The following is a 15,604-nucleotide window of genomic DNA, read 5'->3' as shown; positions in this document are numbered from 1 at the left end:
GTACGATGCCATATTGGAATTTTTCCATAAATCCAAAGCCCAAGACGTTTTAGCTATCAGCTAGGGCCTAATCCTGAAAGAGTATCTTTGAGTTCATGCCGTTGCAGAAGTGCGGCTACAATCTGCTCGACAGATGCCTGCTTAGCATCGTGGAGAATCAAGTCTTTTATGACTTCAGCCGCCGCACGGCTGATCTCAGCTTGACTGAGACCTGAAGCAACAGTGCCGATCTTGGCCCATGACATTCTTTTGGGAAGATAGGCGCTCATACACATCTCTATAACCGCTTTTATACCCTTAGCATCCGGCAGGGCGTACTCGATTACTTCATCAAATCGTCGGAAAAGCGCTTTATCAAGGAGCTCTGGATGATTCGTAGTCGCCACCACTAGGCTATCAGTGCTATTAGGTTCTTCCAAGAACTGAAGAAAGGAGTTTAAGACGCGGCGCATTTCGCCAACGTCGTTATCAGCGTTACGCCGCCCCCCAATCGCATCAAATTCATCGAAGAGGTATATTGCGCGTACTGTATTGAGATGGTCAAAAATCAAACGTAATTTGGATGCAGTTTCACCCATGTAACGGGTGATTAGCGTTTCTAGGCGGATGGTAAATAAAGGCAGCTGGAGCTCCCCGGATAAAACGGAAGCAGTCAACGTCTTGCCGGCGCCAGGAGGTCCCACCAGAAGTAGCCGCGAACTAGGAGGCATGCCATGAGCTCTCAGCTTATCCCGCTGACGCTGTTGGTGGATTAGCCTCCTCAACCGGTTACTCTTGGACTCATCCAAGATCAAATCTTGCAGCTGAGATTTTGGGTAGGCTACAGAGAGAAGGTTTTCCAGTTCGCCACGAGGTTTAGAAATCGGAATGGCAACCTGCTCATGGCTCGGCCCCTGACGCGATTTGCTCTGTCCACGTTTCCGAGCAGTATCAACCAGCGTTTTCAGCTCGGCCGCAACATCATTCCGACCGCGTCTCGCTTCAGCGGCCGCAACCTGCAAGGCGATTGAGAGGAATTGCTCCTCATCCCCCTGATTATGGCTGCTTAGCAGAGCAATGATTTGTTGGGCCGTAGCCATTTGAGCGATATCCCTGTCCTGTCTGCGGGCCACTGCGTTTGATGGCATTCTAGTCTATTCGCCTAACCAGGCCTACTTACGATCATCTGATTTCACCCTGAAATGGAGGCACCACCAATCAGTGGTCCACCCCACGGCAAATCTGATCAAGCATCGTCAGATGCCGCAGCTGCTGGGTCACAAGCCGCTGATGGTCGCTAATGGCCATGCAATCTAAGGCACAGGCGCCACGTTCATTGCAGCTCAGGCCAACCTCCAACGCACAGTGGGTAATCGACTAATTTAACCACCTGTTTGCATTCGATTTGACCAGCCATCTGCATTGGATATGCCCAGTGCACCGGTACGCCTTGACCGGCTGGAAACGACCCGAAGCTGCCCTTACTGAGGTAACAGCTAACGGCCAGTAGCGGACAGTCATCCCAAGAGAATGGTTTCGTCCGCTAGATCATGTCATAAAGCTACCAGTCATCAGGGATGCACTGCGTTGGCAGAAACGGCCAAGATAGGCGTCCCTGTCTCGTCATGAGTAACAGGGAGCGTCGCTGTGTACCTATCTGTTTTGAAGCTAGACAATTTCCGCCAGTTTGGCCAGGCCAACCATGGCTTGCAGGTCACCTTCAACCCAGGTGTCACCGCGCTGGTTGGGGAAAATGATGCAGGTAAAACGGCAGTCATCGATGCGATCCGGTATGTACTGCAAACTCGTGATGCCGAATACCTGAAGCTGCAACTAGAAGACTTCCATATCGATGACAGCGGAGCTCAGGCCAGCACCATTACGTTGAGGTGCACATTAGATGGTTTGAGTAAGGCCGAACTGGGTGCGTTCGCTGAGTATGTTACCTACAAGAACAGCGTAGGTCGGCTGCACATCCATTGGTCAGCCACGCGCGTCCAAGGCTCAACGCTCACCCGCAGATGGGTGGATGTTTCAGTGCGTTCCGGAGAGAACGGGGAAGGGCCGTCCCTGGATGCAGGGGCCCGTCTTCTGCTCGCCACTGCGTACCTGAAACCATTGCGTGATGCAGAGCGCGAGATGTCGCCAGGCCGCAATTCTCGGCTCTCTCAGGTTTTGAGCAGCTTCCCAAGCATCGATGTCGGAAACGCTTTCGATACCGCGACCCCGCCTGCTAGCCCCGTTGATGCAGAAGCGTTGGGCATTGCTGGTATGGGCGACTACATGCGGTATCTGGTGAACAAGCACAGCGCTATGGGTGGCTACGACCACGACAACGGTTGCGACCATAACCAGGTTGGTCGACAGTGGATGCTGTTTCAGGTTGCGCAGTGAGTCCCAGCTGAAGGTGCCTATGGACACCATGATCATGACCGCTACCAACGCCGCCATTGGGATCCTGGAGAGCCACTCGCCGAGAAACACAACCATCAAAAGCAGAAAGACGCCGGCGCATAACGTTGAGAGTCGTGTCCGACCGCCTGACTTCACGTTAATGATCGACTGGCCAATCATGGCGCAACCAGCCATGCCGCCGAGAACGCCGGATGCCAGGTTGTCAATACCCTGACCCTTGCACTCCCGATTTTTGTCACTGGTGGTACCATCGGCCTCCAGCCCAGACGTATGTGATGTCACCGCACAAGGCCTTGTTTGGGGATGCGACGGTGAATCCTCGATCAAGCACGTTCGGAATATCAGGTCGCTCCACGGTCGCCTTTTTATAGGCATGCGAACCGGGCTGTTTTCTGATCAGGTTCATCTCGCGAATCAACTTGCGTACCTTGAATCGCCCGATCTGCATGCGGTCCGCTTTCATCATCAGCATGATGCTCCGGCTGGCCGCAGCGCTTCGGCTTTGCGTAAACAGCTGTTCACGCGGCTGCGCAAAACCACCCGTTCGGCATTTTGATACCGACGTTTCCGGCAGTACGCGTAGTAGCAATATCGGGTTACTTCAAATACCGAGCACAACAGATCAATCGGCTCTTGAGTCGGCAATTGATCGATTAACGCGAACGCTCGTGTTCCTCGGCCATCAAGAGCACGGTAGCCTTTTTAAAATCGATTTCTCTCGTTCCAGGCGGTTGATTCGGGCTTCCAGTTCCTGGATTTTCTACCGCTCAGGCGTCAGCGCTTTGCTAGCCGGTGTGGCACCGCCTCGGTCCTGCTGGAGCTGGTTGACCCACCGGCGCAAGGCCGACTCTAACAACCCAAGCGACTGGGCTGCATCAGCGTGGCTGTAGCCCTGGTCAAGCACCAAGCTGGCAGCTTCGCGCTTAAATTCGGGGGTGAAGGTACGTCGTTGTCTGCTCATCGAACACCTCTGTGTGGCGAGGATTCTCGCCTAAATGGGTGTCCGGTTTCATTGGACCACTACACCTTAGCAGTTTGATGCCAATGTCGTCTCAGCGTGCTTTCCGCCATTCCTAACTCCTTTGCAGCTTCAGCTTGGGTCAGACCCCTTGCCTTCAGCTCTTCGACAGCCTTTCTCTTCCTGGTAGCCTCTACCATCGCTGGCGTCACTATCAACTCCGATTTGAGCGGTAGCGGAGCATCCGCCAACTCTAGCTCGTGCAGCTCAGCGATGGACTCCATGAGCATTTCACGTGCGGTCTTCCGTTTATGTGACGCGTGAGCCAAGGCAAGCAGTGACATAGGTTGAATGTCCAGCGCTGACGCTAAATCGGAGATAACCTCCACGGTAGGGCTAGTCTTAGCGGTCTCTAACTGGCTAACGTGGGATTGGGCGACGGTCTTGGAGATATCACTCTGTGTCAGACCTTTTCGAGTACGGAGCAGCTGTAGCACCGCTCCAAAAGATTCGCGTAGCGACATTTTAGGCCCCTAAAAGGGGACGGTATGCCGCGTTTGCGTACCGCCTAACAAATCTATATATTGATAACGTGACGCCTAAGTGGCGTCATCTTGCACTGGCGGTGCTCTGGTGCTCATGCGAGCAGACGGTAGTGGCAGGCCCTGAGTGATGAGATGCAGTGGTAGCTCCGTGACTATCAGTAGTTCGGCAATCCGGGCAACGTGACGACGGAATCTGATCTCATCCCTTTCGCGAAGCGATGCACGAGATTGGGACACCCAGGAATGTTCTGTACTCACGAAGATGACATGGCTTGTGCCCCAGGTTTATTCGTTATTGGCCTTGCGCATTGGAATAGCATCTCAAGGTCGCTAAACACCCATTGGTATCATGTGAGCGTCATGAGGTGGCAGGATGGCAGTGTCGTCTCCACCGAGGAGCTCTTGAGCGACGAATTGGGGCTTTCCGAACTTCTGAGCAAGCAGGATGCGGCCTTTAGGGTCTCAGAGGTTCAAATCGTCACCCCAAGTAGGATCAATGGAGGCGCATCGTGGTGTATGGAACGTCTTCAATCCCTAAGTATGGGATTTGATTGTAATGACGTGGCGACATGCCTATTCCAGGTAGAAAGCGGTGCGGTCTATCACGACTCAAATCGTCCAGATTTCGATGCGAAGTCACTAACAGGTACAAAGCAAATTTATCGTGCATCGAATTGAATACTATACTATACCACAGGATTTATTTTTAATATGATTGCAGGTGAGGCGTATGGCGATTTTATATATCAGTTTGTAGAGCAGCATAAGCCTGCGGTTTATTCGCATTTTAATTTTGCATGAGGCTTATCGTCATGGCCTTTTCAGGTGATTTAATAACTACAAAAATTTGTACGCGTAAGTTATATTGACAAGGGCAATAATATCCGACCTTTAGATGATGTCTAAACATATCTCTATAGCATTTGCCGAGCATCGGAAGAGGGTACGTGGGATGGTGCGAAGCTCCGTCCCGCGTTGCCCCTTTCTTGTAGACCCTGTCGCTCAGACGTACGCTAACGAATTGACGTGATCGCCAAACCTCTAGCGAGGACTTAAGTAATGTACAAACCTGAGGGTTTCACAAGAAGCAGAATATGCTCGCTAAACTGCTGGAGTATGCAATATGGCTTTTTTCTGGCGAGGCGAGAGCAGATTTTGATAATAGCTGAGCGAGTGTTGGGAAGTAGAAGCTCAGCAGAGCTATGGTTCGTTGAACCTGTACGCGGGCTCAACTATCAATGTCCTTGCAAACTTTTATCGACATCTATAGGCTTTTTTAATGTAGAAGCAGTGCTGTGGCAAATCGAGCAAGGTGTCTATATTTGAACTGGAGTTGCTTGCCCGGGAGGAATAATAATAATCTTAAGTCGGCTTGCGCACGCTGAAGGTTGAGTCCGCGAACTGTTACTGAAGCTAGCATTTGTTAATTCTCCGTCGGAACGTATTCGCCATATGATAAAACTGTTTGCGCGATGCTGGTCAAGCGGAATAGGTAGGGTATCCAGCACGTGTTTAAGAATAGATTGAAGTCGTGTTATGATCATGAGGCATGAGCTCAACTCTATATTTAGCACTCAAGCGCTACAGTTTCGACCTATGGGCAGGTTTACACATGAGTAATATAGAGATAGCAATTTCGGCGCTTAAAGCAGCTCGAAAAATTGTGTTTTTTACCGGCGCAGGAATTTCCGCTGAAAGCGGTATCCCGACATTTCGAGAAAAGCTAACCGGGATTTGGGAGATGTACGATCCTCAAAGATTAGAAACTGCAAAAGCGTTTAAAAAAAATCCTGCATTGGTATGGGGCTGGTACTTATGGCGGCGTAATCTAGTCGCTAGAGCATTACCAAATGCGGCCCACGAAATGATCTCGCGTTTAGGAGGAGGAGCCCGGACGATTACCGTGATAACTCAGAACATCGACAATCTGCACGAACGAGCTGGGTCTGAAAACGTAATACATCTGCATGGGAGCTTGGATAGGCCTGCCTGCTTTGCCTGCAAGAGACCAGCGGATCTGACGACTGAACAAACAAAGGTGTCTGAAGTAGGTGAGCTGATTGAGCCGCCTCGTTGCCTTAAGTGTAACGGTCGGTTACGTCCCGGTGTCGTATGGTTTGGTGAGGACTTACCATCTGGAGCCTGGAAAAGTGCGGTTTCAAAGGTACAAGCTTGCGATGTTTTAGTCTCTGTAGGGACGTCCGGAATAGTCAGGCCCGCTGCTGATATTCCTGAGATTGCTCAGGCAGCTGGGGCGATGGTGATTCATGTAAACATAGTAGATGTGGGGTTGGGTGAGTTGAACGAGCTTATGTTGGTGGGCTCCGCTGTCGACGTATTATCTGTGATCTTACACAGGATAGATTAAATTTAGTCTTGAGTATGAAGCCCTTCCAAGCGGCAATCTCTATGAGCGTTAATACTGAGGCATAAATCTGCGTTTTAAGCTTGTTCGCTGCTAAATATTACCATTTAACGGCTCGTTTAAGATATTCATGTGTTAGCCTTAAGTATACTCTTCGCCCAAGCATAGATAGGTCGAAATGTTGGATAAAAATTCAGCACATAGACCGCTTGCCCAGATTTATTTCATGAGTTCATCGTACGCAGAACTTTTCTGCACGATCATGAATGCCGCTCCCTTTACCAGAAAATGCTCGGAGTAAGGCTCTGCGTATCACTTCGCAAGATTTTTCCCTAATAGGATTTCTGGTCGTATAGATACACGGCGTCAGAGCGTTAGTAACCTACTGATGTTTTTTGAGGGAGGCTCAGTCTTCAGCTCTGATGTCGCCATAGAAGTTGTACTGAGATATTTTAAGGAATAGAGGCGCCGAAGAGCATGTGTGATTTTAATTTATAAAGGATATGTTCACAAAGTTTCTAGTTGGAGAGCTAGTAGGCATGATTGGCTCAGTTGTCGAAGGTAGGTCTAATCATTGTTCTATAAGCGCCTAGAGCTAAGTTTTTGAATCGTCCCTGTGTAACAGCCGGAAGGCGTTTTTTATCTGTGCTTTTATTTAGTAACTCCTGTCCATAGGGTTTCCATTATAAATTCAGCGGTGTAATTGCTCGAGTAACTGATTATCTTCCATCTTTAATCTCCAGCGCGCTTTCTAGGCTAGCTATCCGTTCGTAATCAGGTGATATCGACAATTGACTACATGAGCGCGTTATTCGCTCAGCAGGATATCGGTCAGCATCATGATGCAACGGTACATCTGGCAAAGGCCGCATCAGTTCAACGATTGGTTGACGCTTGCTGTTGCCGAAGAAAAATTTAACGCAGTATGCGGGATCAGTTGACCACTATAAAGGCCGATCGAAGTTATATGGGATATATAGAGCGGGGGAGGTAAATATCACATTGGAGAAGCTACACCGGATGGCAAGAACTCTCGAATATGAGCCGTCGCTTTTACTCCCGCGCCTCGAAAGTGTGGCGGATGCTCTAGGCGAGCAGAATCCGATTAGAGGCTTTGCGCCATACCACGCGTATGTGAAATCCCAATTTCCCTTTTCTCCGACTACCCAATAAGCGCTGTTTTTTGGAGATCCGAGAAGGCTCGGTTGAGCACACTTCGGGATCGTAAACGGGCAGAGAAGCCCGTTGATCCCTACCGCTGGTTCAATGCTGAGCGTGACTACAAAGCGGTCGTCATTTGTAGACACTGTTGACAAGCTCACCTAACGACCAATTCATCGAGAAACAGCACGCCATGGTGCGCCAGGGTGATTTCCCCTGGCTGCGGCCGACTTCCACCGCCCACCAGCGCCGCACCCGATGCCGAATGATGGGGATGCCGAAAGGGCCGCTGTGGCCAATTCTTCAGCGGCACATGGCTGGCCACCGACTGAATGGCCGCCACCTCCAGCGCTTCGCGCTCGTCCAGCGGCGGCAGCAATCCGGGCAATCGACTGGCGAGCAAGGTCTTGCCTGTTCCCGGTGGGCCACTGAACAACAGGTTGTGCGCGCCAGCGGCGGCCACCAGCAACGCGCGCTTTGCCGCAACCTGACCCTGCACCTCGCTCAGGTCCGGATAAGGCTTGCTCACCAGCAGCAGCCCGTTGGCATTGAAGGGACTGATCGGGTCGCGCCCATTAAAGTGACTGACCAGCTGCATCAGATCATCCGCGGCAATCACCGTCAGGTTCGAGGCCAGCGCCGCTTCTTCGGCGTTATCCCTGGGCACGATCAGCGTGCGTCCCGCGTCGCGAGCGGCAAGGGCAGCGGGCAACACACCCTGCACCGGCCGCACGGCACCTGAGAGCGCCAGTTCGCCGAGGCACTCCACATTATCCAGGGTGATCGCCGGAATCTGCCCACTGCCCGCCAGGATTCCCAGCGCAATGGCCAGATCGAACCGCCCGCCGTCTTTCGGAAGATCCGCCGGCGCCAGGTTCAACGTGATCCGCCGCGCCGGAAACTCAAGCCCCGAATTGAGGATCGCGCTGCGCACCCGATCCTTGCTCTCCTTGACCGATGCCTCCGGCAACCCCACCAGGGTCAGCGCTGGCAGCCCATTGGCCAGATGCGCCTCGACCGTGACCGCAGGCGCACCCACACCCACCTGAGCCCGGCTGTGAACGATAGCGAGAGACATGCGTGCTCCATGCGTTGAAAGATGAACCGCTTCCTGCGGTGGTGGTGCGAGGGTAGTGGATGAGGGCGGGTATGCCAGTGGGGAAATGATTCAGGGTGCTACGGACGCAAGGATGAAAGCAGTAGGCAGTTCACCATGTCCAGATGTCGCCTTTGAACGACAAACCCGGCACTAGTGGCGGATTTGTGTGATGAGTGATGCGCTGTTGCGACCCTACACCACCCCACCCCGATCCCCCATGTACGCCTCCAACCGCGACCGCAACCACCGCTCCGCCGGGTCCGTATCGGTGATGCTCAACCACACCATCGACAGGTCCAGGGTGGGCGCATCGAACGGCAGCGGTTCGTCGAACAGATTGCCATGGGCGGCCATGGCGGTGGCGGCGTAGTCGGGCAGGCCGGCGAGCAGGTCGGTGCCGGCGAGCAGGGCGGGGAGGGAGCTGAATTGGGGCACCGACAGTACCACCTGGCGTGTGCGACCGATTTCCTGCAGCCATTCGTCCGCAATACCGCTGGTGTGCGCGGTGGGCGACACCAGCACGTGGGGGCGTGAGCAGTATTCGTCCAGGGTCAGCGGTGTGGCGGACTTGTCGGCGCGCAGCACGCGCGGGCGCATGCGGCGCAGCAGTTTGCGCTTGGCGTTGGCCGGCAGGCCGCGGGTCTGGCTGATGCCCACGGTGATGTCGCCGGACGCGAGCAGGTCGGGGATGCGCCAGTAATCCACATGCTGCACCACGATCACCACCTTTGGCGCCTCGGTGCGCAAGGCGCGCAGCACTTGCGGCAACAGGCCGAACTCGACGTCGTCCGAGAGCCCGATGCGGAAGGTCATGGTGCTCACGGTGGGGTCGAAATCGTGGGTCAGGCTCAGCGCGACGGACATGGCGTCCAGCGCGGGCGAGAGGTGCCTGATGATTTCCTCGGCGCGCGCGGTGGGCTCCATGCGATGGCCGATGCGGATGAACAAAGGGTCGTTGAACAGGGCGCGCAGTCGGTTCAGCGCCGAGCTGACGGTGGGCTGGCCGAGGAACAGCTTTTCCGCGACGCGGGTGACGTTGCGCTCGAGCATGAGCGCCTCGAACACGACCATCAGGTTGATATCGGCCTTGCGCAGCTCGTTGCGGTTCATCGAAGCACGTCCCTGCCGTTCAATAACATGTTCAATGGCAATGCCTGGGAGTGACGCAAAGCGGTGCAGTCGCCCCAGCGACGTGCTGCACCCTGATGTCAGTCGGCCTTGGGCGCGGCCTTGGCTTCTATCTCGGCGACTTTGGCTTCCAGGCTCTCCAATCGCGCACGGGTACGCGCTAGGACGACCATCTGGCTGTCGAATTCTTCGCGGCTGACCAGGTCCAGCTTGCTGAAACCGGACTGCAGCAAGGCCTTGAACTGGCTTTCGAGTTCGGCGCGCGGCTGCGCGGTGTCGCCGCTGAACAGGCGGGATGCGTGGTCGCTCAGGGCGTCGAGAAAAGCTTTGGGCGCGAGCATGGAAAATATCCTGAGGCAGAGTGGGTTGCAGTGTATCACGCAGCCCCACGCTGAAAAGCAGGCCGGCCGCGCACGGTTTTCGAGCACGAGTGTGCCCATGGCTGCACCCTTGTTGTGCACCTGTCGGCGTGACCTGCTGGCGGAGTTGCACAAAAGCCGGGCAGGGCGGCGAAATCACGCGGTTTGCGCGACATGGCAAGCTTTCTGCTTAGAGCCAAGTGACCCTGGCACTGATGGACTCGCCGTGACGAGAGCAGTGCTGAGCTTCGCAGGATGTGTTTCGTCAGGAGCAGTTTATCTGGTGTCGGTCCGGGGCTGCGGGGTCGACGATGCGTTACAAAGCCAGGCACTGCGCTTAGACTTGATCCGGGTTTGTTTTCCTGGGGCAAGTCCACCAATTCGGGAGAGAGTTTCATGAAGCTAGTCACTGCCATCATCAAGCCATTCAAGCTGGACGACGTCCGCGAGTCGTTGTCGGAAATCGGCGTGCAGGGCATCACCGTAACCGAAGTCAAGGGTTTCGGTCGGCAGAAAGGCCACACCGAGCTGTATCGCGGCGCGGAGTACGTGGTCGACTTCCTGCCCAAGGTCAAGATCGACGTTGCCATCGACGACAAGGATCTGGATCGCGTCATCGAAGCCATCACCAAGGCCGCCAACACCGGCAAGATCGGCGACGGCAAGATTTTCGTGGTCAATCTGGAACAGGCGATTCGCATCCGTACCGGCGAAACCGATACCGACGCAATCTAAAAAAAAGCCGACACAACCCAACGCCCCAGGAGTAAACAATATGACTCTGCGTCAATTCGCAGGGCTAGGAGCCCTGTTGTCCCTCGCAATGCCTGGCCTTGCCTTGGCGGACGAGGCGGCAGCCCCCGTTCTCAACTCCGGCGACACCGCCTGGATGTTGACCTCGACCGCCCTCGTGCTGTTCATGACCATTCCTGGCCTGGCGTTGTTCTACGGCGGCATGGTGCGCTCCAAGAACGTGCTCTCGGTGATGATGCAGTGTTTTGCCATCACCGGCCTGATCAGCATTCTGTGGATGGTCTACGGCTACAGCCTGGCCTTCGACACGACCGGTATGGAACAAGGCGTCGTCAACTTCAACTCCTTCGTCGGCGGCCTGTCCAAGGCGTTCCTCAGCGGCGTCACCCCAAGCAGCATCACCGGCCCTGCGGCGCTGTTCCCCGAAGCGGTGTTCATCACCTTCCAGATGACTTTCGCCATCATCACCCCGGCGCTGATCGTCGGTGCCTTCGCCGAGCGCATGAAGTTCTCCGCGATGCTGATCTTCATGGCCATCTGGTTCACCCTGGTCTATGCACCGATCGCGCACATGGTCTGGTCCGGCAACGGCGGCCTGATGTGGGACTGGGGCGTGCTGGACTTCGCTGGCGGCACCGTGGTGCACATCAACGCCGGTGTGGCGGGTCTGGTTGCCTGCATCGTGCTGGGCAAGCGCAAGGGCTACCCAACCACGCCGATGGCGCCGCATAACCTGGGCTACACCCTGATCGGCGCAGCCATGCTGTGGGTCGGCTGGTTTGGCTTCAACGCCGGTTCCGCCGCTGCCGCCAACGGCACCGCTGGCATGGCGATGCTGGTGACCCAGATCGCAACCGCCGCCGCTGCACTGGGCTGGATGTTCGCCGAGTGGCTGACCCACGGCAAGCCAAGCGCGCTGGGTATCGCTTCGGGCGTGGTCGCTGGCCTGGTTGCCATCACCCCGGCTGCCGGCACCGTCGGCCCGATGGGCGCCCTGGTGATTGGCCTGGCGGCAGGTGTCATCTGCTTCCTCTGCGCCACCACGCTCAAGCGCAAGATGGGCTACGACGACTCCTTGGATGCCTTCGGTGTACACGGTATCGGTGGCATCGTCGGCGCCATCCTGACCGGTGTGTTCGCCGCTCCCGCACTGGGTGGTTTCGGCACCGTCGAAGACATCGGCGCGCAGGTCTGGATCCAGCTCAAGGGTGTCGGTTTCACCGTGGTCTACACCGCGATCGTGACCTACGTCATCCTCAAGGTTCTGGATGCGGTGATGGGTCTGCGAGTCAACGAGGAAGAAGAGGCCGTGGGCCTTGACCTCGCGCAACACAACGAGCGCGGCTACAACTTGTAACCGTTCGGAAAAAAATGCCCGGCTTGCCGGGCATTTTTTTGCCTGCGATTTGTCATCTGCATCAGTCCCTGCGGTTTTGCCGCCGGGGCGGCCCTTTGCCGTAGCGATCGAGGACGGCGGCTCACTGCAAAACAGTCACGAACAGGCTCTTTGCTTTTTCCCAGAGCGCGCTAGAATGCGCCCCGAACGGACGAGATCGGTATGTGGCAGCAGACCCTCATCACCTTGCGAGCCAAGCCTCGCGGGTTTCATCTGGTGACTGACGAGTTGCTTGCACAACTGCCGCGCCTGCGCGAATGCCGCACGGGCCTGCTGCACTTGTGGCTGCAACACACCTCGGCGTCGTTGACCGTCAACGAAAACGCCGATCCGGCCGTTCGCCGGGACTTCGAGCGCTTCTTCAACCGTCTGGTGCCACAGGGCTCGGACGGTTTCGAACACAACGACGAAGGCCCCGATGACCTGCCTGCGCACTTCAAGGCCAGCTTGCTGCGCTGCCAGGTGACCGTTCCGGTCACCTCGGGAAGGCTGGCGACAGGTACCTGGCAAGGTATTTATTTGGGCGAGCATCGCGATCATGGCGGCGCGCGTCGGGTCCTTGCCACGCTGTATGGCGAGGACGCTTGACCGCTGGTTATCAGTGGATGTGAATTTTTTCCGGCAGCCGTCGACATAAGGTAAAGCTGGGCTATAAATAATCTGCTTTCGCAAGTCATGAGGTAGAACATGAGCGACGATGATCTGGAAAACGACGACCTCGAAGTAGGCGAAGAAGACGATACCGAGGAAACCCTCGAGGCCGCTGCCGAAGACGTGGCGGACGACGAAGGTGGTGACACGCCCGCACCCGCTGCCAAAGGCAAGGCCAAGGCGTCGGTGTCGGTGGACGAACTGCCGAGTATCGAAGCCAAGAACAAAGAGCGCGACGCGCTGGCGCGGGCGATGGAAGAATTTCTTTCGCGCGGCGGCAAAGTGCAGGAAGTCGAGCCCAATGTGGTGGCCGATCCACCCAAGAAGCCCGACAACAAGTACGGTAGCCGTCCTATCTGACGGTCTGTTGCGCTTGGTGCGCTGACGAAAAAGCCCGCGGTCGCTGCGGGCTTTTTTGTGGGCGTGAGGTGGGCAATTCGGGTCTCTTCGCGGGCAGAGGGCTCGCCGCCCGCCCCGCTCCCACGGCGGTGACTAGGCTAGCTGGGTTAGCAACGCGGGGAGTTCGGCCAGGCTGGCCACTTCGGCGTCGGGTTTGCCTTCGGCGGTCCAGGGCTTGCCCTGCGGGTTATACCAGATGGCTTTCATGCCTGCCTTCTGCGCGCCAGCGATGTCATCGCCCGGATGATCGCCGATATGCACCGATTCATGAGCGCTTGCGCCGCCCAGGCGCATGGCCTCCAGAAACGGCCGTGAATCCGGCTTGCCCACACCCAGGTCTTCGGCGCACAGCGCGAAAGTAAAGAAGTCGGCCAGGCCCAGCCGGCGCACATCGGCGTTGCCGTTGGTGACCACGCCCAGGGTGTAGCGCTGACAGAGGATTTCCAGGGTCGGCTGGGCCTCCGGGAAGATCTCCACCTGATGCCGGGCATGCAGGAATACCTCGAAGGCCTTGTCGGCCAACGGTCCGGCTTCGTCTTCCGGGTAGCCGGCTTCCTGCATGGCGTGCAGCAGTACGCGGCGGCGCAGCGCACTGATGCGATGCTTGAGCGAAGGATCGGCGTCGACCAGGCGTTGGCGAATTTTGAACAGGTGTTCCACCGGCACCGGTCCCAGCTTCGGCGCCTGATCGGCGAGCCAGTCACGCAGGATGGCCTCGGCGCTGACGATCACCGGGGCGGTGTCCCACAGGGTGTCGTCGAGGTCGAAGGTGATCAGCTTGATGCTCATGAGTCGCCGCCTTTGCGTTTGGCCCGTGGATGGGCACTGTCATAGACACTGGCCAGGTGCTGAAAGTCCAGGTGGGTATAGATCTGCGTGGTGGCGATGTCGGCGTGGCCGAGCATTTCCTGCACGGCGCGCAGGTCCTGGGAAGACTCCAGCAAGTGGCTGGCAAACGAGTGACGCAACATGTGCGGGTGCAGGTTCTGCCCCAGCTCGCGCTCGCCGGCGGCCTTGACCCGCACCTGGATGGCGCGCGGTCCGAGACGTCGGCCCTGCTGGCTGACGAACACCGCGTCGTCAATCGGATTGCTCATCGGGCGCATGGACAGCCACTGCTCCAGAGCCGCTCGCGCTTTGCGCCCGACGGGCAGCACGCGGGTCTTGCTGCCCTTGCCATGCACCTGCACCAGCCCATCGGCGAGGTCGAGCTGACCCAGGTCGAGGCTGGTCAGCTCCGACAACCGCAGGCCCGAGGAGTAGAACAGTTCGAGAATGGCCTGATCGCGGTGAGCCAGGAAATCATCTTCCACCGCTCCTTCGAGCAGCTGCAGGGCCCGATCGGTGTCCAGCGTCTTGGGCAAGCGCCGTTCGCCCTTGGGTGGGGCCAGGCCATTGGCCGGGTCATGGCTGCACAGGCCTTCGCGATTGAGGTAGCGGTACAGGCCGCGCACTGCCGAAAGCAGCCGTGCCAGGCTGCGCGACGATTGTCCCTGCTGATGCTGGCGCGCGATCAGGCGCCGTAACTGCTGGATGTCCAATACCTGCCAACTGGCCAGGCCTTCCTTCTCGCAGAACTCGACGACTTTCGTCAGGTCGCGCCGATAGGCATCCAGGGTATGCACCGACACCTGGCGCTCACTGCGCAGGTGCGTGCAGTAGGCGTCCAGCTGTTCACGCACTTCAGCGCACCGAGCGCAAGGCGCCGGTGTAACGCGGCAATACCCGGCTGAGCACTTCGCCGATATGGTTGAGGAACAGCGTGCCCACCGAGCTTTTGTAATGCGCAGGGTCGCGGCTGCCGATGGCCAGCACGCCGTGCAGGCCCTGGTGCAACAACGGCACCAGTGCGGTCGAGCCAACCTGCGAGGCCTGATCGCTGCCGAACAGGAACGCCAGTTCGTGTTCGCGCAATGCGCCACTGAGCGACTTGCCCTCCGACAACAGGCCGCCGATGGCTTGCTGGGCTTCGCCGCTGGTCACGCTGCGACCCACCGGGGCAGGGATGTCGTTGAACAGGATGAGGCTGACGAACGGCACCTGGAAATCTTCGCGCAGGCTGTCCTCGACGCTGATCACCAACTCATCCAGGGACGTGGCATCGAGCATGGCCAGAATCAGTCGTCGAGTCTTCTCGAACAGGCGGTCATTGTCGCGGGCAACTTCCATCAGGTGCGAAAGACGCTGGCGCATCTCGCCGTTGCGCTCGCGCAGCAGGGTCATCTGCCGCTCCACCAGCGATACCGTGTCACCGCGTTGGTGGGGCAGGCGCAGTTGGGTCAGCAGTTCTTCATGCTGCTCGAAGAAGGCCGGGTTGGCAGCGAGAAACTCGGCCACGGCCGAAGCCTCCAGGAGCTCCGCAGGCGCGGGTACTTGAGGCTGATCGGTCATTGGCT

General features: G+C 56.9%; 14 protein-coding genes and 3 pseudogenes. 7 read left to right on the top strand and 10 right to left on the bottom strand.

All coding sequences use genetic code 11. The features are described from left to right. Positions 1–56 precede the first annotated feature (56 nt). Positions 57–1,079, bottom strand: coding sequence for an AAA family ATPase (locus tag BLV18_RS20115; RefSeq protein WP_090361324.1), 1,023 nt, complete (start codon positions 1,077–1,079; stop codon positions 57–59). Between the two features lie 547 nt (positions 1,080–1,626). Here BLV18_RS20115 and BLV18_RS20110 point away from each other — a divergent pair. Then, positions 1,627–2,373 carry an AAA family ATPase gene (locus tag BLV18_RS20110; protein ID WP_244156903.1) on the top strand — a complete coding sequence of 249 codons (747 nt, stop codon included), beginning with the start codon at positions 1,627–1,629 and terminating at the stop codon, positions 2,371–2,373. Here BLV18_RS20110 and BLV18_RS20105 read toward each other — a convergent pair. From BLV18_RS20105 to BLV18_RS20095, 3 genes and pseudogenes are all read right to left on the bottom strand, one after another. Further along, positions 2,290–2,652 (bottom strand): annotated as a pseudogene (locus tag BLV18_RS20105) (SulP family inorganic anion transporter); the annotation flags it as partial. The gene BLV18_RS20110 and the pseudogene BLV18_RS20105 overlap by 84 nt on opposite strands. Continuing rightward, positions 2,636–3,355: pseudogene (locus BLV18_RS20100) on the bottom strand (transposase); the annotation flags it as partial. The pseudogenes BLV18_RS20100 and BLV18_RS20105, both read right to left, overlap by 17 nt. A gap of 59 nt (positions 3,356–3,414) precedes the next feature. Beyond that, on the bottom strand, positions 3,415–3,876 hold the full coding sequence (locus BLV18_RS20095) for a helix-turn-helix domain-containing protein (protein WP_090361320.1): 462 nt from the start codon (positions 3,874–3,876) through the stop codon (positions 3,415–3,417). Between the two features lie 1,080 nt (positions 3,877–4,956). On the opposite strand from BLV18_RS20095, the gene BLV18_RS22810 reads away from it, so the two are divergent. Next, positions 4,957–5,223 (top strand): antitoxin Xre/MbcA/ParS toxin-binding domain-containing protein, encoded by a 267-nt coding sequence (locus BLV18_RS22810; protein WP_090361313.1) that lies wholly within the window; start codon positions 4,957–4,959, stop codon positions 5,221–5,223. A 286-nt stretch (positions 5,224–5,509) separates the two neighbouring features. Beyond that, a complete protein-coding gene (locus BLV18_RS20080) occupies positions 5,510–6,265 on the top strand; it encodes an SIR2 family NAD-dependent protein deacylase (RefSeq protein WP_090361310.1) in 756 nt (251 codons plus the stop codon). A 1,327-nt stretch (positions 6,266–7,592) separates the two neighbouring features. On the opposite strand, the pseudogene BLV18_RS20075 reads toward BLV18_RS20080, so the two are convergent. The 3 genes and pseudogenes from BLV18_RS20075 to BLV18_RS20065 form a co-directional block, all read right to left on the bottom strand. After that, positions 7,593–8,501, bottom strand: a pseudogene (locus BLV18_RS20075) (YifB family Mg chelatase-like AAA ATPase); the annotation flags it as partial. Positions 8,502–8,714: 213 nt separating this feature from the next. Continuing rightward, positions 8,715–9,632, bottom strand: coding sequence for a LysR family transcriptional regulator (locus tag BLV18_RS20070; RefSeq protein ID WP_090361307.1), 918 nt, complete (start codon positions 9,630–9,632; stop codon positions 8,715–8,717). Between the two features lie 98 nt (positions 9,633–9,730). Beyond that, the gene (locus tag BLV18_RS20065; protein ID WP_090361305.1) at positions 9,731–9,991 is read right to left on the bottom strand and encodes an accessory factor UbiK family protein; all 261 of its coding nucleotides are present in this window, start codon (positions 9,989–9,991) and stop codon (positions 9,731–9,733) included. 414 nt (positions 9,992–10,405) lie between these two features. Here BLV18_RS20065 and glnK point away from each other — a divergent pair, with 414 nt between their 5' ends. The 4 genes from glnK (at position 10,406) to sutA (ending at position 13,169) form a co-directional block, all read left to right on the top strand. Further along, positions 10,406–10,744, top strand: a complete 339-nt coding sequence (gene glnK / locus BLV18_RS20060) for a P-II family nitrogen regulator (protein ID WP_002555808.1) — start codon at positions 10,406–10,408, stop codon at positions 10,742–10,744. A gap of 40 nt (positions 10,745–10,784) precedes the next feature. Next, entirely contained in the window at positions 10,785–12,119 is a 1,335-nt protein-coding gene (locus tag BLV18_RS20055; protein ID WP_049860330.1) for an ammonium transporter, read from the top strand. Positions 12,120–12,320: 201 nt separating this feature from the next. Next, positions 12,321–12,746 (top strand): secondary thiamine-phosphate synthase enzyme YjbQ, encoded by a 426-nt coding sequence (locus BLV18_RS20050; protein ID WP_090361302.1) that lies wholly within the window; start codon positions 12,321–12,323, stop codon positions 12,744–12,746. A 99-nt stretch (positions 12,747–12,845) separates the two neighbouring features. Next, positions 12,846–13,169 (top strand): dormancy-specific transcriptional regulator SutA, encoded by a 324-nt coding sequence (sutA, locus tag BLV18_RS20045; protein ID WP_056844770.1) that lies wholly within the window; start codon positions 12,846–12,848, stop codon positions 13,167–13,169. 132 nt (positions 13,170–13,301) lie between these two features. Here the strand turns inward: sutA and BLV18_RS20040 are convergent, their stop codons facing one another. From BLV18_RS20040 to BLV18_RS20030, 3 genes are read right to left on the bottom strand one after another with little or no spacing between them, the layout of a single operon-like run. After that, a complete protein-coding gene (locus tag BLV18_RS20040) occupies positions 13,302–13,997 on the bottom strand; it encodes an HAD family hydrolase (RefSeq protein ID WP_090361299.1) in 696 nt (231 codons plus the stop codon). After that, positions 13,994–14,890 carry a tyrosine recombinase XerC gene (gene xerC / locus BLV18_RS20035; protein ID WP_049860327.1) on the bottom strand — a complete coding sequence of 299 codons (897 nt, stop codon included), beginning with the start codon at positions 14,888–14,890 and terminating at the stop codon, positions 13,994–13,996. The genes BLV18_RS20040 and xerC overlap by 4 nt, the downstream gene beginning before the upstream one ends. Position 14,891: 1 nt before the next feature. Then, a complete protein-coding gene (locus BLV18_RS20030; protein ID WP_090361296.1) occupies positions 14,892–15,599 on the bottom strand; it encodes a DUF484 family protein in 708 nt (235 codons plus the stop codon). Between the last annotated feature and the right edge of the window lie 5 nt (positions 15,600–15,604).

Source organism: Pseudomonas coleopterorum, assembly GCF_900105555.1.
Lineage (GTDB): Bacteria > Pseudomonadota > Gammaproteobacteria > Pseudomonadales > Pseudomonadaceae > Aquipseudomonas > Aquipseudomonas coleopterorum.
This window is presented reverse-complemented; position numbering and strand designations above follow the sequence as displayed.